19 protein-coding genes are annotated in these 18,399 nt (G+C 66.2%); 12 read left to right on the top strand and 7 right to left on the bottom strand.

Annotated elements, in window-relative coordinates; genetic code table 11:
- Nucleotides 1-24: 24 nt before the first annotated feature.
- Nucleotides 25-381, bottom strand: coding sequence for a metalloregulator ArsR/SmtB family transcription factor (locus BMZ19_RS17595; protein ID WP_090312886.1), 357 nt, complete (start codon nt 379-381; stop codon nt 25-27).
- An 8-nt stretch (nt 382-389) separates the two neighbouring features.
- Complete coding sequence (locus BMZ19_RS17590; protein WP_090312936.1) at nt 390-803, bottom strand: arsenate reductase ArsC; 414 nt, start codon at nt 801-803, stop codon at nt 390-392.
- A 250-nt stretch (nt 804-1,053) separates the two neighbouring features.
- Here BMZ19_RS17590 and BMZ19_RS17585 point away from each other — a divergent pair, with 250 nt between their 5' ends.
- Genes BMZ19_RS17585 through BMZ19_RS17570 form a run of 4 tightly spaced genes read left to right on the top strand, consistent with a single transcriptional unit; the run spans nt 1,054 to nt 4,528 of the window.
- Nucleotides 1,054-2,121: an ArsO family NAD(P)H-dependent flavin-containing monooxygenase gene (locus tag BMZ19_RS17585; protein ID WP_090312885.1), complete on the top strand. Its 1,068-nt coding sequence runs from the start codon at nt 1,054-1,056 to the stop codon at nt 2,119-2,121.
- A gap of 56 nt (nt 2,122-2,177) precedes the next feature.
- Nucleotides 2,178-3,257, top strand: a complete 1,080-nt coding sequence (gene arsB / locus BMZ19_RS17580; protein ID WP_090312884.1) for an ACR3 family arsenite efflux transporter — start codon at nt 2,178-2,180, stop codon at nt 3,255-3,257.
- 12 nt (nt 3,258-3,269) lie between these two features.
- Nucleotides 3,270-4,274, top strand: coding sequence for a permease (locus BMZ19_RS17575; protein ID WP_090312883.1), 1,005 nt, complete (start codon nt 3,270-3,272; stop codon nt 4,272-4,274).
- A gap of 17 nt (nt 4,275-4,291) precedes the next feature.
- Complete coding sequence (locus BMZ19_RS17570; RefSeq protein WP_090312882.1) at nt 4,292-4,528, top strand: thioredoxin family protein; 237 nt, start codon at nt 4,292-4,294, stop codon at nt 4,526-4,528.
- Nucleotides 4,529-4,541: 13 nt separating this feature from the next.
- Here BMZ19_RS17570 and BMZ19_RS17565 read toward each other — a convergent pair whose 3' ends face one another.
- Complete coding sequence (locus tag BMZ19_RS17565) at nt 4,542-5,111, bottom strand: chorismate--pyruvate lyase family protein (protein ID WP_090312881.1); 570 nt, start codon at nt 5,109-5,111, stop codon at nt 4,542-4,544.
- A gap of 276 nt (nt 5,112-5,387) precedes the next feature.
- On the opposite strand from BMZ19_RS17565, the gene BMZ19_RS17560 reads away from it, so the two are divergent.
- Both BMZ19_RS17560 and BMZ19_RS17555 read left to right on the top strand, forming a co-directional pair.
- Entirely contained in the window at nt 5,388-5,660 is a 273-nt protein-coding gene (locus BMZ19_RS17560) for an HU family DNA-binding protein (RefSeq protein WP_090312880.1), read from the top strand.
- 150 nt (nt 5,661-5,810) lie between these two features.
- On the top strand, nt 5,811-6,191 hold the full coding sequence (locus BMZ19_RS17555; RefSeq protein ID WP_090312879.1) for a helicase: 381 nt from the start codon (nt 5,811-5,813) through the stop codon (nt 6,189-6,191).
- A 216-nt stretch (nt 6,192-6,407) separates the two neighbouring features.
- Here the strand turns inward: BMZ19_RS17555 and BMZ19_RS17550 are convergent, their stop codons facing one another.
- Nucleotides 6,408-7,388, bottom strand: coding sequence for a DMT family transporter (locus BMZ19_RS17550; protein WP_090312935.1), 981 nt, complete (start codon nt 7,386-7,388; stop codon nt 6,408-6,410).
- Between the two features lie 323 nt (nt 7,389-7,711).
- On the opposite strand from BMZ19_RS17550, the gene BMZ19_RS17545 reads away from it, so the two are divergent.
- Both BMZ19_RS17545 and BMZ19_RS17540 read left to right on the top strand, forming a co-directional pair.
- The gene (locus tag BMZ19_RS17545) at nt 7,712-8,455 is read left to right on the top strand and encodes an SDR family oxidoreductase (protein ID WP_090312878.1); all 744 of its coding nucleotides are present in this window, start codon (nt 7,712-7,714) and stop codon (nt 8,453-8,455) included.
- Between the two features lie 29 nt (nt 8,456-8,484).
- The gene (locus tag BMZ19_RS17540) at nt 8,485-9,093 is read left to right on the top strand and encodes a cupin domain-containing protein (protein ID WP_170847801.1); all 609 of its coding nucleotides are present in this window, start codon (nt 8,485-8,487) and stop codon (nt 9,091-9,093) included.
- Here BMZ19_RS17540 and gcvA read toward each other — a convergent pair.
- Nucleotides 9,082-10,014 carry a transcriptional regulator GcvA gene (gene gcvA / locus BMZ19_RS17535; RefSeq protein ID WP_090312876.1) on the bottom strand — a complete coding sequence of 311 codons (933 nt, stop codon included), beginning with the start codon at nt 10,012-10,014 and terminating at the stop codon, nt 9,082-9,084. The genes BMZ19_RS17540 and gcvA overlap by 12 nt on opposite strands.
- Nucleotides 10,015-10,191: 177 nt before the next feature.
- Here gcvA and BMZ19_RS17530 point away from each other — a divergent pair, with 177 nt between their 5' ends.
- The 4 genes from BMZ19_RS17530 (at nt 10,192) to BMZ19_RS17515 (ending at nt 15,294) form a co-directional block, all read left to right on the top strand.
- The gene (locus tag BMZ19_RS17530; protein ID WP_090312875.1) at nt 10,192-10,965 is read left to right on the top strand and encodes an SDR family NAD(P)-dependent oxidoreductase; all 774 of its coding nucleotides are present in this window, start codon (nt 10,192-10,194) and stop codon (nt 10,963-10,965) included.
- A 14-nt stretch (nt 10,966-10,979) separates the two neighbouring features.
- A complete protein-coding gene (locus BMZ19_RS17525) occupies nt 10,980-11,315 on the top strand; it encodes a carboxymuconolactone decarboxylase family protein (RefSeq protein WP_090312874.1) in 336 nt (111 codons plus the stop codon).
- A 54-nt stretch (nt 11,316-11,369) separates the two neighbouring features.
- Nucleotides 11,370-12,431 carry a flavin monoamine oxidase family protein gene (locus BMZ19_RS17520; protein ID WP_090312873.1) on the top strand — a complete coding sequence of 354 codons (1,062 nt, stop codon included), beginning with the start codon at nt 11,370-11,372 and terminating at the stop codon, nt 12,429-12,431.
- A 733-nt stretch (nt 12,432-13,164) separates the two neighbouring features.
- Entirely contained in the window at nt 13,165-15,294 is a 2,130-nt protein-coding gene (locus tag BMZ19_RS17515; protein ID WP_090312872.1) for a NosR/NirI family protein, read from the top strand.
- 71 nt (nt 15,295-15,365) lie between these two features.
- On the opposite strand, the gene recG is transcribed toward BMZ19_RS17515, so the two are convergent.
- Complete coding sequence (recG, locus tag BMZ19_RS17510) at nt 15,366-17,444, bottom strand: ATP-dependent DNA helicase RecG (RefSeq protein WP_090312871.1); 2,079 nt, start codon at nt 17,442-17,444, stop codon at nt 15,366-15,368.
- The gene (locus BMZ19_RS17505; RefSeq protein ID WP_090312870.1) at nt 17,441-18,388 is read right to left on the bottom strand and encodes a hydrogen peroxide-inducible genes activator; all 948 of its coding nucleotides are present in this window, start codon (nt 18,386-18,388) and stop codon (nt 17,441-17,443) included. The genes recG and BMZ19_RS17505 overlap by 4 nt, the downstream gene beginning before the upstream one ends.
- Nucleotides 18,389-18,399 lie beyond the last annotated feature (11 nt).

The raw sequence follows: 18,399 nt of genomic DNA, 5'->3' as shown, positions 1-18,399 counted from the left end.
GGGAGCACTCGTAGTTCGGCGCCCTCAGGCGCAGGCGCTGGTGCGCTCGGGGCGGTTGCGCATGCCCTCCAGGCGCTCGGTATCCGGCCGCAGCCAGTGCTTGTTGGCCGCCAGGATGGTGGCGAGCATCTCGTGCACCCAGTCCGGCAGGTGGGGATGCAGGCGGTAGTACACCCACTGGCCCTGGCGACGATCCTCCAGCACGCCGCAGCTGCGCAGCAGCGCCAGGTGGCGGGAAATCTTCGGCTGGCTTTCTTCCAGCGCCGCGGTCAGCTCGCAGACGCACAGCTCACCTTCGCGGGCGATCAGCAGGGTCATGCGCGCGCGGGTTTCGTCGGCCAGGCATTTGAAAACCGTGGTGGGGGTCAGGTGCTCGACCATGGCAATCCTCAGCGTTTGTTCTTCACCAGCACGAACATCTTGATGCGCTCGTGGATCTCGTGAAGGGTGTGGCGATAGGTATCAGGCTTGCGGCTGGTGACCGGATCCTCGAAGTCCCAGGCGAGGTATTCGCCGGCTCCGGGGAGCGCCTGACATTCGAGAGCCGCTTTATCGCACAGGGTGATGACGTAGTCGAAACGCTCGCCGGCAAACTCGTCCAGCGACTTGCTGTGCAGCGAATTGGTGGCCACTCCCAGGTGCTCCAGGGCGCTCAGGGCGCGTGGATCGACCGCCGCCGGCGCAGTGCCGGCGCTGAAGGCGGCGAAATGCTCGTCGTCGGTGTGACGCAGCAGGGCTTCGGCCATCTGCGAACGCGCCGAGTTGGCGGTGCAGATGAACAGCACGCGGATCTTGTAGCTCATCATGAGGCTCGCTTGAGAATGCGTTTTGGCGAATATATTATCTGCCATATGTGAAGTAAAGCAGGCGAGCACTGAAACGGATGACGGCCTCACCAAGGCCCAAGGCTGCCGCACCCTGTGCGACCGTCTGCCGCTCCAGCAGAAAAAAATCTACATATTCAACTATTCGAATGTTAAGGTTTTTGAATTCTGGTGCGCCTCCCCGGCAGTTCACCGACCAGCCGCCATCATGGATACGCGAGGCCCAGGCATGCTGAACACCCCGACTACAGTGGATGTACTCGTCATCGGCGGTGGTCAGGCCGCGCTGGCCACGGCCTATTTCCTGCGCCGCACGTCGCTGTCCTTCCTGCTGCTCGACGAGCAGGCCACTCCCGGCGCAGCCTGGCTGCACGGCTGGGACTCGTTGCGGCTGTTCTCGCCGGCGACCTGGAGTTCGATCCCCGGCTGGCCGATGCCCGCCAGCGCCACCACCTACCCGAGCCGTGGCGAGGTCATCGACTACCTCTCGCGCTACGAGCAGCGCTACCAGCTGCCGGTGCTGCGCCCGGTGCATGTCGACGCCGTGGAGCGCGACGGCGACCACCTGCGGGTGCGTGCCGGCGAACGCAGCTGGCGCGCGCGCGCGGTGGTCAGTGCCACCGGCACCTGGAGCCACCCGTACATTCCCGACTACCCCGGCCGCGAGGACTTCGCCGGCGTGCAGCTGCACTCGGCCCAATACGTCGACCCGACGCCCTTCGCCGGCCAGCGGGTGATGATCGTCGGTGGCGGCAACTCCGGTGCGCAGATTCTCGCCGAGGTGTCGAAGGTCGCCGAAACCCTGTGGATCACCCCCGAGCCGCCGCTGTTCCTGGCCGACGAGGTGGACGGCCGCGTGCTGTTCGAGCGCGCCACCGAACGCTGGAAGGCGCAGCAGGAAGGCCGCAGCGTCGATCAGCCGATTGGCGGGCTGGGCGATGTGGTGATGGTCGAGCCGGTGCGCGAGGCGCGTGGCCGCGGCGTGCTGGTCAGCGAGCGGCCGTTTGCGCGCTTCACCGAACACGGCGTGGAGTGGGCCGACGGCCGCCAGGCCGAGGTCGATGCGGTGATCTGGTGCACCGGCTTCCGTCCGGCGCTGGATCACCTGAGCGAGCTGGGGGTGATCGAAGCCGACGGCAAGGTGGCGGTCGAGGGCACCCGTGCGCTGAAACAGCCCAACCTGTGGCTGGTCGGCTACGGCGAGTGGACCGGCGCGGCCTCGGCCACCCTGATCGGCGTGACCCGCACGGCGCGCAGCGCGGTGAGCGAGATTGACGCAGCCCTCGGTGGGCACTGACTATCCGGCACTGCCTCTGGGCAGCCCGGCATCTGCAAGAAAGGAAGGAAATATCGATGTCCAGTCCCTGTGAAGTGGCGGCCCGGCAGGCCGCCGGCGCCCCGCTCGGCTTCTTCGAGCGCTACCTGACCCTCTGGGTGTTCCTGTGCATCGTCGGCGGCACCCTGCTCGGCCTCCATGCCCCGGCCGTGGCCCACGGGGTCGGCGCGCTGGAGGTGGCCCAGGTCAACATCCCGGTCGGCGTGCTGATCTGGGTGATGATCATCCCCATGCTGATGAAGATCGACTTCGCCGCCCTGCACGAGGTGCGCGAGCAGAAGGCCGGCATGGGCATCACCCTGTTCGTCAACTGGGCGGTCAAGCCGTTTTCCATGGCGCTGATCGGCTGGCTGTTCGTCAAGGTGCTGTTCGCCGACTGGCTCCCGGCCGGCGAGCTGGACAGCTACATGGCCGGGCTGATCCTGCTCGGCGCCGCGCCCTGCACGGCGATGGTGTTCGTGTGGAGCAACCTGTGCAACGGCAACGCCAACTTCACCCTGACCCAGGTGGCGCTCAACGACCTGGTCATGGTGTTCGCCTTCGCGCCGATCGTCGCTCTGCTGCTCGGCGTGTCGTCGATTCCGGTGCCGTGGGACACCCTGCTGCTGTCGGTGCTGATGTACATCGTCATTCCGCTGGCCATCGCCCAGTTCATCCGCGCCCAATTGATGAGGCGCGGCGAGGCGACCTTCCAGGCGGCGCTGGCGAAGGTCTCGCCGTTCTCCATCCTCGCCCTGCTCGCCACCCTGGTGCTGCTGTTCTCCTTCCAGGGCGAGGCGATCGTCGCGCAGCCGCTGGTGATCGGCCTGCTGGCGGTGCCGATCCTGCTGCAGACCCTGTTCATCGCCGCGCTCGGCTACTGGCTGTGCCGCCGCTTCCAGGTGCGCCACGACGTGGCCGGCCCGGCGACCATGATCGGCGCCTCCAACTTCTTCGAGCTGGCGGTGGCGGTGGCCATCGTGCTCTATGGCTTCGACTCCGGCGCGGCGCTGGCCACCGTGGTCGGCGTGCTGATCGAGGTGCCGGTGATGCTGTGGCTGGTACGCATGGTCAACAACAGCCGCGCCTGGTACGAGCGCGCCCTTCCGCGCCGCTGAGAGAGTCATCGCATGGAAATCTTTCAGTGGCTGAATGACCAGCTGCTGCGCATGGACTGGTTGGCCGCGCTGGTGCGCATGCTGGTCGAGGACGGCCTCGGTCTGGACATGGCCAGCCGGGTCGGCGCCAGCGTGCACTTCTTCATCTACGACGTGATCAAGATCTTCATCCTGCTGTCGGTGCTGATCTTCGCCATCTCCTGGGTGCAGAGCTACTTTCCGCCCGAGCGTACCCGGCGCATCCTCGGCGGCCTGCAGGGGTTTCGCGCCAATGTGATGGGCGCGCTGCTCGGCACGGTCACGCCGTTCTGCTCCTGCTCGTCGATCCCGCTGTTCATCGGCTTCACCGGCTCGGGTCTGCCGCTGGCGGTGACCTTCTCCTTCCTGATCTCCTCGCCGCTGGTCGACCTGGCCTCGGTGATCCTGCTGGCGAGCATCTTCAACTGGTCGATCGCGATTGCCTATGTGCTGATCGGCATCGTCCTGGCGGTGCTCGGCGGCACGCTGATCGGCCGCGCGCGCATGGAGCGGCATGTCGCCGAATTCGTGCGCAACGCCCCGCAGCTGGACATCGAGCAGGCACAACCGACCCGCCGCGAGCGGCTGGCCTTCTGCGCCGAGCAGGTGGGCGAGATCATCCAGCGGGTGTGGCTGTACATCCTGATCGGCGTGGGCATCGGCGCGGCGATCCACAACTGGATTCCCGCCGAGCTGATCGGCGCGTTGCTCGGCGAGGATCGCTGGTGGTCGGTGCCGCTGGCGGCGCTGGTCGGCGTGCCGATGTACGCCGACATCTTCGGCACCCTGCCGATCGCCGAGGCACTGGTGGCCAAGGGCGTCGGTCTGGGCACCGCGCTGGCGTTCATGATGGCGGTGACCGCGCTGTCGCTGCCGTCGCTGATCATGCTCAGGAAGGTGGTGGCGCCGCCGCTGCTGGCGCTGTTCTTCGCCATCGTGCTGGTCGGCATCGTGCTGATCGGCTATCTGTTCAACAGCTTCGCCTACCTGTTCATCTGACCCCTCGGGAGAGTTCCATGCAGATCAAGATCCTCGGCTCCGGCTGCAAGAAGTGCGTCACCCTCGGCGAAAACACCCAGGCGGCGCTGGCCAGCCTCGGCCTCGAGGCGGACGTGCTCAAGGTCACCGACTTCGCCGAGATCGCCGCCCATGGGGTGATGTCCACCCCGGCGCTGGCCATCGACGACAAGGTGGTGTCGGTGGGCAAGGTGCTCAGCGCCGACGAGGTCGCAGCGCTGCTCAAGGCGCGCTGAGCTCGCGCAGCGCTCAGCCGCGCCGGGGGCTCGGCGGGACTGCGTCGGCGTCGGCCTGCCACAGCGCCGGCAGGAACACCTCGGCGACCAGCACGCCGAGCGGACCCTGGCAGAACAGCGAGCGGCGCCCCCACAGGCCGTCGCTGCGCACCGCCGCCGGCAGCAGGGCGGCGGGATAGCGGCAGGCCTCAATCGGCTGGCGGCTGAAGGCCGGGTCGCGGAACAGCAGGTGACCGAGCGAGGTGCTGCCGAGGCGGTCGAGGGCGAAGGAGTGGCGCTGCAGCGCGCTGCGCGCCGCCACGCTGCGGGCGAACACCCAGGGCTGGTCATGGCCGAGCAGGTAGACCTCGCGCACCCAACCCTCGCTGCCGGCGGGCACGCCGAGGGCGGCGCACTCGTCGTCGCGCAGGCCGTGCCAGCCTTCGAGCAGCGGCACGACAGCGAAGGTGTCGGCGCCAAGGGCGGTCAGGCGCAGGGTCAGCGAGCCCTGCTCGTTCAGCCAGTCGAGTTCGCGGCGGCTGGGGGCAGGGCTGAGGCGGTCGGTGGCAAGCCATGCGGGGCTGGCGGGAGTAGTCTGGGACACGGCGGAACACGGCAGCGGAAAACCAGCGGCGAGTCTAGCATGCCGCGCGGACCCGCCTGGGCGCGCCGGCCGCCTGCGACCATTGGCTGAGGCCGTGGCGGCCACAAGGGCTGGCGTGGTCGGGGAGGGCGTGCCATTCTTCAGCGGTCAGCCGCATGCCAGAGCCTGTCCGGCGGGTTTCCCCCGTTGCCGTACGGCGCTGGTTCGGCTCCGGCGAGCGGGAAGCTCGTCGGCCAGGCTGCATCTCGACAACAAGAACAAACTCAAGAGGCATGTATGCGTAAACCGGAACTCGCCGCCGTCGTCGCGGAAAAAGCCGACCTCAGCAAGGAGCAGGCCAACCGCGTGCTCAACGCGATGCTCGAACAGATCACCACCGCTCTGAACCAGCAGGACAGCGTCACCCTGGTCGGGTTCGGCACCTTCCTGCAGCGCCATCGCGGTGCGCGCATGGGCAAGAACCCGCAGACCGGCGAGCCGGTCAAGATCCGCGCCAGCAACACCGTGTCCTTCAAGCCGGGCAAGGCGCTGAAGGACGCCGTCAACTGAGCCGGCGACCCCGGAGCCGCACGGCTCCGGGGCTCGCGTCACCGCCAGACAGCCGCCCGGGCGCTTGCCGATTCGTGGCGCAGGCAGCTTCCACCGGACGTGCGACGCGCTAGACTTCGGGCTCTCCTGCCAGACTCGCGAGGTGTCGCCGTGAAATTCCGTCTCCTGCTCTGGTTGCTGGGCCGCCTGCTGGCGGGCGCCAGCCGCAGCAACCCCGAATTCCGCGAACAACTGGTCGACCGCGACCTGGTGTTCCAGCTGCAGACCCGCGACGGCAAGATCGCCCGCCACTTCATCGTCAAGGACCAGCGCATCCGCAGCGCCGCCGGCACGGTGGCGCAACCGGCGTTCAGCATCACCTTCCGCAACGCCTCCTACGGCTTCGCCACCCTCGCCGCGGCGAACAAGCAACTGGCCTTCATGCAGGGCATCCAGAACAAGGACATCCAGATCAGCGGCAACCCGGCGCTGGTGATCTGGTTCCAGGGGCTGACCCAGCTGATTGGCTCGCGGCAGAAACAGGTGGCCTGAACCTTCCCGTTGTTGCTTGAAGTAGCGTGTCATCCAGCGGCTTTTCAGTCGCCTGCACCGGGCTGGCCGATGCGCGGATACCGCCGCGCATCTGTATGGCTGGCCTCTATGGCATTGTCAGAAAGGTGTCGAACAATGCAGAAGGTGGACCCTATCCAGACGCTCGGGGTCGGGTTCCGGCCTGTCTGGATAGGGTATACACCACGTATGCGTCGCTCAGCGTCGGTGCGCCGAGCAGTCTTTGCCACGATTACCCAGGGGTGAACGCAAGATTTTTCCGCCGCCTGCTATAGCATCCCCCTTGTCGCTGCTTGGCAAGCGCGATCGAGCCGGCATGAGAGCCACACCGACGCCAGCCAGCACGATGATCGAGATGAGCGTGAGCCGCAGGGAGATGGGCTCGCCGAGCAGGAGAACGCCGACGAGAGAGGCGATGACCGGTACGCTGAGCTGGAGCGTGGCCGCCTGATGCGAGCTGATCTGTCTGACCACCTGGTACCAGATGGCGTAACCGACCCCCGAGGCGAGCACCCCTGAGCCCAACGCATACAGCACGCCCGCCGGGCTGATATGCAGGCCTCCGTGCACGATGACGATCAGGAGCGGCAGGAGCGGCAGCGGGAGGCTACGCAGGAAGTTGCCAGCAGTGTCCGCCAGGGGATTGGCAGAGCCCTTGCCGATCAGCGAGTACACGCCCCAGGCGGCTCCCGAAGCGACCATGATCAGCGCACTGTCCAGCGGAGGGGCATCGGCCCCCGGCAGGAGGAGAGCGAGCAGTCCAGCGAAGGCGGCCAGCATCCCGAACATGACCCTCGGCTGAAAGCGCTCGCCCCTGAGCCAGCCGCACAGGAACATGGTGACCTGCACAGCACCGAACAGTATGAGTGCCCCGACACCCGCGCCAAGCTCCACGTAGGCGATGGAAAACAGGTACGCGTAGATGAAGAGTGACAGGCTGCCCTTCCAGCTACCGCCGATGGCCTGGGACGGGGTACGCAGTCTGGCCAGGCAGAGCAGGAACACCCCTCCACTGAACAATCGCAGCGCAGTGAAGGACTCCGGATCGATGTCGCCATGCATCAGCGCCAGACGGCAGAAGATCGAGTTCGCGGCAAAGGCCAGCAGGCTCAAGATTGCGGGCAGGAGCCAGCCCGCCCGCCCCGCTCCAGCCACCGCATGCGTCGTTTCGTCACTCATCCACGCCCTGCGCCTCCAGTAGAAAATCTTTTCGCCTCTAGAATCCAGCGCATAGCAATAGCCAGATTTCTCGAGGAGCAAGGTCGATTCTTCAATCGCAGCAACGGCCAAACAACAAAGATTTTCTATCCAGATTCGAAAGATTAATTCTGTCGCCGAATGTCTCTCTGTTCCTGATCATTACGCCGATTCCAGGTGTAACAGGCAGTCGGGGCCGATACGTCTCCTGTGCGTCTCGCGCAGGTCGTGAGCGCATGGCTCGACTTCATGAATTGGGCGTAGGGCTGGAGATCCGACCCTCCTCCGCCGCAGGAGAAATTCACATGCTCAAGGGCAAGGCAGCGCTGATCACCGGCGGCAACTCCGGTATCGGCCTAGCCACGGCAAAACTGTTGCGCGACAACGGAGCGCGTGTCGCCATCAGCGGGCGCGACGTCGCGAAACTCGAAGAGGCGCGCAAGGCGCTCGGCCCCGACGTGCTGACGCTGGTCGCCGATGTGCGCTCCCGGGACGATCTGCAGCACATGGCCCACACCGTGCAGCAGGCGTTCGGCGGCCTGGATATCTTCTTCGCCAACGCCGGCGTGGCCTATGGCACACCGCTGGCCAGCACCACTGAAGCCCAGTACGACGGCCTGATGGATATCAACGTGAAGGGACTGTTCTTCTCGCTGCAGGCCGTGGAGCCGATCATGCGCTCCGGTAGTTCGATCATTCTCAACACCTCCTGGCTGAACCAAGTCGGCGCCCCCGGCCGGGCGCTGCTGTCCGCCTCGAAGGCGGCCGTGCGCTCCTTCGCGCGCACCCTGTCTGCCGAACTGCTGGAGCGCGGCATCCGGGTGAATGCGGTCAGTCCCGGGACGATCGAAACACCGATCCACCATCAGCCGGGGCAGAGCGACGAGGACTACCGCGCCTATGCAGCCCGGGTCGGCGCACAGGCGCCCATCGGGCGCATGGGACGCGCGGAGGAGATCGCCGCCGCCGTGCTGTTCCTCGCCAGCGATGCGTCCAGCTACATGCTCGGGGCAGAAATCGTGGTGGACGGCGGGCGGGCAGAGCTGTGATTCCGGAACGCCTGAATGCCGATCCAGCAATGCCTGCCGTGATACACGGCGCCCGCCTGCCCTGGATTCCCAGCCCTCAGGCCGGGGTCGACAGGCGTCCCCTGTACCGCGTCGGCGGCGAACAGGCGCGCGCCACCACCCTGGTGCGCTATGCACCGGGGAGCCACTTCAGTGCGCACTCTCATGCGGGTGGCGAGGAGTTTCTGGTGCTGGAGGGCGTGTTCGAGGACGAGCATGGCCGCTACCCCGCCGGCAGCTATGTGCGCAATCCACCGGGCAGCCGGCACGCTCCAGGCTCCGGCGAGGGCTGCATGATCTTCGTGCGCCTGCGCCAGTTTCACCGCCAGGACCAGCAGCGCTGCGTCGTGCCCCTGAACGCCCAGGGCAACCAGCTGCTGTTCGCAAGCGAGCATGAACGCGTCTGGCTGGAAGATCTGCCGCCCGGCGCCGGTATCCGGCTGGCCAACTCGCGTGGGCTGGAGCTGCTGCTCCTGCAAGGCGAGCTCACGGGCAACGATGCCGTCCTGGGGCCTCTGAGCTGGATGCGCGTGCCGGCGGGCACTGCCCTGGAGATTCAGGCCGGCACGCAGGGCGCCCGCCTGTGGATCAAGGACGCCGCACCGGATCTAGGCTTCTGACCCGGGCTTGCCGGCCTCGCCGAGCAACCAGTCGCGGAAGGCCTGCACCTTGGCCAGCTCGCCACACTCGGGGCGATAGACAACGTAGTAGGCCTGGGTCAGCGGACAATCCAGCCCCTTGTCGGCAAAAGGCCGGATCAGGCGCCCGGCCTCGAGGTCGTCCTTCACCATCACGCTGCGCGCCAGGGCCAGGCCCTGGCCGTCGATCGCCGCCTGCAATACCGCCGCCGAGTTGTTGATACGCAAACCGTGGTCGGCCTTGATCTGCGGGTGCCCCGCCGCATCCAGCCACATCCGCCAGGTCGGGTAGTCCGGGTCGCTGCCCATGGACAGGTCATGGATCAGGGGACAGCGCTCCAACGCATCGGCCGGCAGCCGGCCGTCGACCAGCAGCGGGAAGTGCGGTGAGCACACCGGGAAGATGACCTCGTCCATCAGAGGCATGGCGGTGAGTCCCGGCCATTTGCCGGCACCGTAGCGAACCCCCACGTCGATGCGCTCGGCCAGGAAGTCCACCGAGCGCGCGTTGGTATCCAGCAGCACGTCCAAGTCGGGGTAGGCCTGCTGGAAGCGCTCGATGCGCGGCAGCAGCCACTTCGCGGCGAAGGCCGGGCTCACCGTAATGGTCAGCCCGGCATGCACGCTGGCGTCCTTCAGTCGGCTCAGCCCCACCGACAGCCGCTCGAACCCCTCGCGGATGTCCGGCAGCGCCGCACGCGCCGCCTCCGTGAGTACCAGGCGTGCCGAGCCGCTGCCCGCCCGCGCGAACAGCGCGATGCCCAGCCAAGACTCCAGGTTGCGTACCTGCTGCCCCACCGCAGCCGGCGTGACGTTCAGTTCGGCGGCGGCGGCAGAAAAGCTCCGGTGCCTGGCGGCGGCTTCGAAAGCGCGTAGTGCATTGAGATAGGCGGGCGTCGTCATATAAAGATTTTCTTTGCTGAATGACAAGAACTCGTGCGTTGTGAGGAGGCGCCAACAAACCGACAATGCATCCCAGGCAAGCGCTACGACACAGCGAAGATACAGCGTATCCGGACTATCAGGAAGTCTTGCCAAACTGACACCACGTTCCGACCAGCTTGACTGAGGAGTCGCCTAATGAAAAGTTTTTCTAACAAGGTCGCCATCATCACCGGCGGTGGTTCGGGGATTGGCAAAGAGGTTGCCCTGCGACTGGTGGCCGCCGGAGCGTCCGTGGTCATCGGCGGGCGTGATGCCGACAAGCTGGCCCGGGCCGCGCGCGAAATCGACCCCAGCGGCACGCATGTGCGCACCCTGGCCGGCGACATCGCGCTGCCAGCCACCGCCCAGGCGCTGGTGGCTCTCGCGATCCGCGAGTTCGGCGGCGTGGACATCCTGGTCAATAACGCCGGCGTGTTCAGTCCGAAGCCCTTCCTGGAAGTGAACCCGGAGGAGTACGACTGGTTCCTCGACACCATCCTCAAGGGCAAGTTCTTCATGGCCCAGGCCGCGGCCAAGGCCATGCTGCAACGGGGTGGCGGCGTCATCGTGCAGACCGGTTCTCTGTGGGCGATCCAGGCCATCGGCGCCACGCCCTCGGCTGCCTATTCCGCGGCCAACGCGGGCGTGCACGCCCTGACCCGCAACCTGGCCATCGAACTGGCGAGCTCGAACATCCGCATCAATACCGTTGCCCCGGCGGTGGTCGAAACCCCGGTCTACGGCACCTTCATGGACGCCGATCAGGTCAAGGAGGTGCTGCCCACCTTCAACGCCTTCCACCCGCTGGGGCGCAACGGCCAGCCGGCCGATGTGGCCGAAGCGATTCTGTTCTTCGCCTCGGACGAGGCCTCGTGGATCACCGGCACGGTGCTGCCGGTCGATGGCGGCGTCACCGCCGGCCGCAGCTGAGAGGAGACCGCAAGATGAAGAACTGGAACCAATACTTCACCAGCCTGATGGGCCGCGTCGGCGAGTTCGCCGAGCTCGCCCCGGAAACCATGCGCGGCCTGAACACGATCGGCAGCGCACCGGCCAGGCACCTGGAGCCGAAAATCCATGAGCTGATTGCGCTCGCGGTGGCGGTCACCACCCGTTGTGACGGCTGCATCTCCGTCCATAGCCAGGCCGCGTTGAAGCACGGTGCCACCCGCGAGGAAATCGCCGAAGCGCTCGGCGTGGCCATTGCGCTGAACGCCGGCGCCGCGCTGACCTATAGCGCCCGGGTCTTCGACGCCGTCTCGGCATTCGACCAGGCCTGAAACAGACCGGGCGCCCCATGGGGCGCCCGGCTCATCGTCTAGCGGGTCCCATCCATGTCTACCCAAAAGATCGCCATCGTCGGCGGCGGATTGGCGGGGCTCTATGCCGCCTTCCGTCTGCACCAGGCCGGCATTGCCTTCGATCTGTTCGAGGCACGAAGCCGCCTGGGAGGGCGCATCCTGTCGACCGCGAGCGGTAGTTTCGACCTGGGCCCCACCTGGTTCTGGCCCGATTTCCAGCCGCGGATCCAGGCGCTGCTCGCCGGGCTGGACATCGCCACCTTCGAGCAGTACGAAACCGGGGAGACGCTGGTGGAGCGCTGGCCGATCGGGGTGATGCGTCGCGTCGGCTATCGGTCAGGCAACCTGGCCATGCGCATCGAAGGCGGCAGCGCACGATTGACAGACGCGTTGGCCGCCCTGCTGCCCCCAGGGCAGCTGCATCTGGACAGCGAACTGACCGCCGCGCGCCTGGACGGCGAACGCGTCCAGCTGGCCCTGCTGCAGCCAAGGCGCCATACGCTGGAAGCGAACTACAGCCAGCTGTGGCTGGCTGTACCTCCACGCGTGCTCAGCCGGATCGTTTTCAATCCCGATCTGCGGGAGTCCGAGCGACAGCGACTCGCCGCGGTGCCGACCTGGATGGCTGCGCACGCCAAGTACGTGGCCCGCTACGCTCGCCCGTTCTGGCGCGATCAAGGACTCGCGGGGAATGCCTTCAGCAGCATCGGTCCCCTGGGCGAAATACATGACGCCTGCAACACCGAGGGCGCAGCGCTGTTCGGCTTCTTCGCTATCGGAGCGATGCACCGGCGCACGCTGGCCGATGCAGAGCTGAAGGCGCGGTGCCGCGCGCAGCTGACGCACCTGTTCGGCGAACAGGCCACCACCCCCATCGAGGACTTCATCCAGGACTGGGCGGCGGAGCCCTTCACCGCGACCGAGGCTGACCAGGCACCACCGGGATGGCACGGCATGCACGATCTCGGCAACGTCTTCGAGTCGGTGTGGAAAGATCGCATCCGGCTGATTGGCAGTGAAGCGGGAGGCGATCAGGCGGGCTATATGGAAGGCGCAATACTGGCCGTGGAAAAAGTGCTGAAGCGGCTGGCATGACGGAGTCACTCCGTTCCGCAGCCCTGTTGCAAGGGGCAACTGTGGTACACCCATCCAAACATCCGTTTCGCGTCGAATGCCCCTTACTGACAGGCTGGAGGGCAAACATACGACTCCCCCTGCCAGAATGCTAATTCATTCTCACCCCAGAACATGAACGATGACTATCTACTGATAGCATTTAGTAGGCGAGCAAGTTTTCCTTTTTCGTCGCGAAAGGAAATATTTCTTGCCTGTCATTGCTGGTCTGGTCATTCTCGCGCTGTACTGGCAGACCAACATCCACGGCCCTGAAAAATAAATCACAACAGTATCTGAGGAGCTTTATGCTACGCCTCGTCGCTGGCTATAGATCACTGTATTTACGAGGCTCTGACTGCACCATCTGATCAGCCATCTTGAGCTATCCCCAACATCAATAATCAACCCGCTTTCAGGCAGCAACCTGAGTGGTCAAGTCGACCACGTAATTTGCAGTCTCCAAGTCGCCCCCTTCCGAAGGAAAAGGCATGCCTTGCCAGCCACAAGCATCAGCCTGAGATTAACCGATACAATCATTAGCGCTGCTCCCTTGCCGAGCGTTCTGATTAACTCTTCAACAGAAGAAAGAAAAATCCCGCTCATCAAGAAATGGTTCGAAAGTAGCAATCCGGTCAGTTCTATCGACCCTTGGTCACAATTCCAACTTGGTGTCAGGATTAATCGATATAGAACAATAAATGAGGAGCACGGAATGCTAAAGTCACTCAAGACACCATTGCTGGCATTGTTGTTGATGGTACTGGCCATCACCCACGCCGGGGCCAGCGAGGTCGAGGGTGGCGAACAGGATCTCCCGGAACTGATTCAGACGATCTTCCCGGAAGCGACCGAGATCATGCCGCAACTCGAAAGCCCACGCGTGTGGCCGGTGTATCAGGTTACGGAGCTAATCGGTTATGCCTTCCTGTCAGGCGATTATGTGCAGCTCCCCGGCTTCTCCGGTGTCCCGTTCCAACTGCTGATCGGCATCGACCGTGACGGTAGGTACCGCGGTGTGCAGGTGCTCGAACAGCATGAGCCGATCTTCCTGCATGGCCTGGGTACCGGGCCGATGCATGAGTTCACGCGCCAGTACATGGGACTGGACCTGCGCCATCCGATCAAGCTCACCAGCGCCACCGTGCGCGACAAGCATAGCGGCAGCAATGTCTACATCGATGGCATCAGCAAGGCCACGGTATCGGCGGTGGTGCTGAACGAGACGGTGATCCAGTCCGCCCTGCAGGTGGCGCAGGAGACCGGGATCATTGCGAAACGCAAACCCGCGGCACGCGTGCGCGAGGATCTGCTCGAGACGACCGACTGGCAGCAGCTGCTCGGGCAGCGCTGGACAGGGTCCTTGCAGGTGCCGGAAGCGACGGTGGAAACGGCTTTCGGCAGCGCCAACATCGAGACGCCCGTGCCCTATCGCTACGAAGCCGGCCCGCTGTTCGCCAATCTGCAGTTCGCCTATCTGAACGTACCGACCATCGGCCGCTATCTGCTGGGCGAGACCCTCTACAAGCGCCTGATGGAGGAGAGCCTGGAGCCGGGCGATCATGTGATCGCCGTGATGAACCAGGGCCCTTACTCCGTCCTCGGCGAGGACTTCACCCGCGGGACGCCTTCCGACCGGCTCGCGCTGGATCAGAACGGGGTGCAGATCGAGTTGCGCGACATGGACTTCTTCAATGCGCTGGAGCCGCAGCAGCTCGAGTCGCTGCACCGTGCCGGCATGCCGCGTTTCGATGAGTTCGTGCTGTTCCGTGTCAAGGCCGGTGCCGGCTTCGATCCGGCGTCGAGCTGGAAGCTGTCGCTGGTCGTCAACCGTCCGCAAGGGTATTTGCAGCCCGACGAGATTCGTCGCTTCGGGCAGGATTACCGGTTGCCCGAGCGCCTCTTCAGCATCGAGGCGGACCACTCCGAGCCGGCGGACCCGCTCTGGTTGAAGATTTGGCATCAGCACCTCAGCCGCATCGCGGTTTTGCTACTTGGCCTCGGGATTCTGACGGCCATCATCTTCGGGCACCGCTGGGTCACGCAGGACGCCCGCCGCTTCCGGCTGATCCGCTGGGGATACCTGCTCTACACGCTGATATTCATTGGCTACATCACCCAGGGGCAGCTATCGATCACCAACGTCTTCGCCATCTTGCAGGTGATCGGCGGCGATGCCAGCGCCTCGGTGCTGCTACTCGACCCGGTGATCTGCATCCTCTGGAGCTATGTGCTGCTGACGCTGGTGCTCTGGGGACGCGGCTACTTCTGTGGCTGGCTTTGCCCGTTCGGAGTGCTGCAGGAGATGGCGGCGGAGCTGGCCAGCCTGGTGAAGATTCGCCAACGGCGCATCCCGTTCCGCCTGCACCGCCGGCTCTGGCTCCTCAAATACCTGATCCTGACCGGGCTGATCGTGCTCAGCTTCTGGTCGATCAGTGGCGCCGAGCGTGCTGCCGAGGTGGAGCCGTTCAAGACCGCGATCACCCTCGGTTTCGTTCGTGAGTGGCCGTTCGTGCTCTATGCGTTGGCGCTGCTGTTCGGCGGACTCTTCGTGCACAAGTTCTTCTGCCGCTACCTCTGCCCGCTGGGCGCCTGCTTCGCGGTGCTGGGCCGCGTTCACCTGCTGCGCTGGCTGCCGCGTCGCGCCGAGTGCGGCAGCCCCTGCCAGCTCTGCGCGCGCCGCTGCGGTATCGGGGCGATCGAACCGGACGGGCGGATCAACTACCGCGAGTGCATACAGTGCTATGAATGCGAGGTGATCTACCGGGATGACCACCAATGCGTACCGCTGGTCAACGCGCGCAAGGGCAAGAGGCGGCCAGCCGTCGTGATTGCTCGTGGTTGAAGTCACAACGGACCAGCAGCCAAAAGACCAACGATAAAATCCGTTATCGCTGCTTTTCTCCCGCTATTTCTTCACACCTGCCCATACTGCTGCCCATGCCTCAGCCAGCGCTCCAGCAGCGGGCTGACGTGCTGGGGCCAGCGCGCCAGCAGGGTCTGTGCGGCGTCGCGTACCGCCGGCAGCAGGTCGGCGTCGCGCATCAGGTCGGCGACCTTGAACTGCAAGAGACCCGTCTGGCGGGTGCCGAGCATCTCGCCGGGACCGCGCAGCTCGAGGTCCTTCTCGGCGATCACGAAGCCGTCCGAAGTCTCGCGCATGATCGCCAGGCGCTCGCGGCCCATGTGCGACAGCGGGGCGTGGTAGAGCAGCACGCAGTGGCTGACCGCGCTGCCGCGGCCGACCCGACCGCGCAGCTGGTGCAGCTGTGAGAGGCCGAGGCGTTCGGGGTTCTCGATGATCATCAGACTGGCGTTGGGCACGTCGACGCCGACCTCGATCACCGTGGTGGCGACCAGCAGCTGCAGGCGGGCGGCCTTGAACTCCTCCATCACCGCGGCCTTCTCCGCCGGCTTCATGCGCCCGTGGATCAGGCCGACGCGCAGCTCGCCGAGCGCCGCCGAGAGCTCCTCGAAGGTGGTCTGCGCGGCCTGGCAGGTGAGCTCCTCGGACTCCTCGATCAGCGTGCACACCCAGTAGGCCTGGCGCCCCTCGGCGCAGGCGGCGCGCACCCGTTCGATCACTTCCGGGCGGCGGCTGTCGGCGATCACCAGGGTGGTCACCGGGGTGCGCCCGGGCGGCAGCTCGTCGAGGATCGAGGTGTCGAGGTCGGCGTAGGCACTCATCGCCAGGGTGCGCGGGATGGGCGTGGCGGTCATGATCAGCTGGTGCGGGCAGAGGCGGCCGTCGATGCCTTTCTGGCGCAGCGCCAGGCGCTGCTGCACGCCGAAACGGTGCTGCTCGTCGATGATCACCAGCGCCAGCCTGCGGAACTGCACCTCGTCCTGGAACAGCGCGTGGGTGCCGACCACCATGGGCGCGCCGGCGGCGATGCGTTCCAGTGCACCGGCGCGGGCCTTGCCCTTGAGCTTGCCGGCCAGCCAGGCGACCTCGATGCCCAGCGGCTCCAGCCACTTGCTGAAGGTGAGGAAGTGCTGCTCGGCGAGGATCTCGGTGGGCGCCATCAGCGCCACCTGGTAGCCGGCCTCCAGCGCCTGCAGCGCGGCCAGCGCGGCGACCACGGTCTTGCCGGCGCCGACGTCGCCCTGCACCAGGCGCAGCATCGGCTCGGGCTGGGCCAGGTCCCAGGCGATTTCCGCCGCCACGCGCTGCTGCGCGCCGGTGGGGGCGAAGCCGAGGTTGGCCAGGTACTGCGCCGGCAGGCGCGTGGCCTTGGGCAGTTGCGGCGCCTGCTGGGCGCGCACGCTCTCGCGCAGGCGCGCCAGCGACAGCTGGTGGGTCAGCAGTTCCTCGAAGGCCAGGCGGTGCTGGGCCCAGTGGCGGCCCTCGGCCAGCTCCTCGAGGTCGGCGTCCGGCGGCGGCCGGTGCAGGAAGCGGATCGCCTGGTCGAGCGGCGCCAGGTCGTACTGGCGGGCCAGCTCGGCGGGCAGCCAGTCGGGCAGGCTGCGCCCGTCGAGGCTGCCCAGCGCCTGCTGGCTGAGGGCGCGCAGGCGCTGCTGGGTGAGGCCCTCGGTGCTCGGGTAGATCGGCGTGAGGGTCTGCTCGACCGCCGCCGACGGCTCGTCGGCGGCCAGGGCGCGGTACTCGGGATGGTAGATCTCCAGGCCGGTGGCGCCGGGGCGCACCTCGCCGTAGCAGCGCAGGCAGGTGCCGCGCTTGAGCGCATCCTTCTGCGCCTGGCTGAAGTGGAAGAAGCGCAGGCTGAGGGTGCCGCTGGCGTCCTGCAGGCGCACCAGCAGGCTGCGCCGGCGGCCGAGGACGATGTCGGCGCCACTCACCACGCCTTCCACCACCGCATCGCCGCCCGGGCGCAGGGCGCCGATCGGCGTCACGTGGGTGCGGTCCTGGTAGCGCAGCGGCAAGTGGAACAGCACGTCCTGCAGGGTTTCCAGGCCGACCTTGGCCAGTTTCTCGGCCAGCGCCGGGCCGACGCCCTTCAGCGTGGTGACGGCGATGCGCGCCAGTTCGGTCATGCCGGCTGCGCCGCCTCCGCGCTGTCTGCGGCATGCGGCGGGTGGGTCGCCGAGCACAGGCGCACGGCGTCGACCAGCACGTCGATGGCCTTGGGCCGCGGGAAGCTGGCGCGCCAGGCGATGGCTACACTGCGATGGGGCACCGGCGGGTTCATCGGGCGCACCTCGAGCACGCCGGGAGCGTAGTGGTGGCTGTTCACCGCGGTGAACGGCAGCACCGACACGCCGAGGCCGGAGGCGACCATGTGGCGGATGGTTTCCAGCGAGCTGGACTCCACGGTGGTGTGCTGGTGCGCCTCGCTGCCCTTGCGGCCGGACGGGCAGGCTTCGAGCACCTGGTCGCGGAAGCAGTGGCCCTCGCCGAGCAGCAGCAGGCTCTTGTCGTTGAGCATGCTGCTGTCGATGCTGGCCAGCGCGGTCCACGGGTGGCCGGCTGGCATCAGCACGAAGAACGGCTCGTCGTACAGCGGCTTGGTCAGCACGTCGGCCTCGTGGAACGGCAGGGCGATGATGATCGCGTCCAGCTCGCCGGTGCGCAGCTTGTCGCGCAGCACGTGGGTGAAGTTTTCCTCGATGTACAGCGGCATGTCCGGGGCGGCCCGGTGCAGCTGCGGGATCAGGTGGGGGAATAGGTAGGGGCCGACGGTGTAGATGGCGCCGACCTTGAGCGGCGCGGCCAGCTGGTTCTTGCCGGTCTGGGCCAGCTCGCGGATGCCCTGGGCCTGCTCGAGCACCTTCTGCGCCTGGGCGACGATGCCCTCGCCGACCGGGGTCAGGCGCACGGCGCTCTTGCTGCGCTCGAAGATCAGTACACCCAGCTCATCCTCGAGCTTCTTCACGCCCACCGACAGGGTCGGCTGACTGACGTGGCAACGTTCGGCGGCGCGGCCGAAGTGCTGTTCCTGGGCAAGGGTGACGATATAGCGCAGTTCCGTGAGAGTCATAGCGAATATCC

The sequence above is a fragment of the Pseudomonas linyingensis genome, assembly GCF_900109175.1.
GTDB classification, from domain to species: domain Bacteria; phylum Pseudomonadota; class Gammaproteobacteria; order Pseudomonadales; family Pseudomonadaceae; genus Geopseudomonas; species Geopseudomonas linyingensis.
The sequence above is the reverse complement of the archived record's forward strand: the minus strand, read 5'-3'. Positions and strand labels throughout refer to the sequence as shown.

Excerpts from the sequence above, each read along its gene's own strand:
- BMZ19_RS17520 (WP_090312873.1), top strand. The coding sequence starts at position 11,370 with ATGTCTACCCAAAAGATCGCCATCGTCGGCGGCGGATTGGCGGGGCTC.
- BMZ19_RS17590 (WP_090312936.1), bottom strand. The coding sequence starts at position 803 with ATGAGCTACAAGATCCGCGTGCTGTTCATCTGCACCGCCAACTCGGCG.
- BMZ19_RS17505 (WP_090312870.1), bottom strand. The coding sequence starts at position 18,388 with ATGACTCTCACGGAACTGCGCTATATCGTCACCCTTGCCCAGGAACAG.
- BMZ19_RS17575 (WP_090312883.1), top strand. The coding sequence starts at position 3,270 with ATGGAAATCTTTCAGTGGCTGAATGACCAGCTGCTGCGCATGGACTGG.
- arsB (WP_090312884.1), top strand. The coding sequence starts at position 2,178 with ATGTCCAGTCCCTGTGAAGTGGCGGCCCGGCAGGCCGCCGGCGCCCCG.
- BMZ19_RS17560 (WP_090312880.1), top strand. The coding sequence starts at position 5,388 with ATGCGTAAACCGGAACTCGCCGCCGTCGTCGCGGAAAAAGCCGACCTC.
- BMZ19_RS17525 (WP_090312874.1), top strand. The coding sequence starts at position 10,980 with ATGAAGAACTGGAACCAATACTTCACCAGCCTGATGGGCCGCGTCGGC.
- BMZ19_RS17585 (WP_090312885.1), top strand. The coding sequence starts at position 1,054 with ATGCTGAACACCCCGACTACAGTGGATGTACTCGTCATCGGCGGTGGT.
- BMZ19_RS17570 (WP_090312882.1), top strand. The coding sequence starts at position 4,292 with ATGCAGATCAAGATCCTCGGCTCCGGCTGCAAGAAGTGCGTCACCCTC.
- BMZ19_RS17515 (WP_090312872.1), top strand. The coding sequence starts at position 13,165 with ATGCTAAAGTCACTCAAGACACCATTGCTGGCATTGTTGTTGATGGTA.
- BMZ19_RS17540 (WP_170847801.1), top strand. The coding sequence starts at position 8,485 with ATGCCTGCCGTGATACACGGCGCCCGCCTGCCCTGGATTCCCAGCCCT.
- gcvA (WP_090312876.1), bottom strand. The coding sequence starts at position 10,014 with ATGACGACGCCCGCCTATCTCAATGCACTACGCGCTTTCGAAGCCGCC.
- BMZ19_RS17550 (WP_090312935.1), bottom strand. The coding sequence starts at position 7,388 with ATGAGTGACGAAACGACGCATGCGGTGGCTGGAGCGGGGCGGGCGGGC.
- BMZ19_RS17545 (WP_090312878.1), top strand. The coding sequence starts at position 7,712 with ATGCTCAAGGGCAAGGCAGCGCTGATCACCGGCGGCAACTCCGGTATC.
- recG (WP_090312871.1), bottom strand. The coding sequence starts at position 17,444 with ATGACCGAACTGGCGCGCATCGCCGTCACCACGCTGAAGGGCGTCGGC.
- BMZ19_RS17595 (WP_090312886.1), bottom strand. The coding sequence starts at position 381 with ATGGTCGAGCACCTGACCCCCACCACGGTTTTCAAATGCCTGGCCGAC.
- BMZ19_RS17530 (WP_090312875.1), top strand. The coding sequence starts at position 10,192 with ATGAAAAGTTTTTCTAACAAGGTCGCCATCATCACCGGCGGTGGTTCG.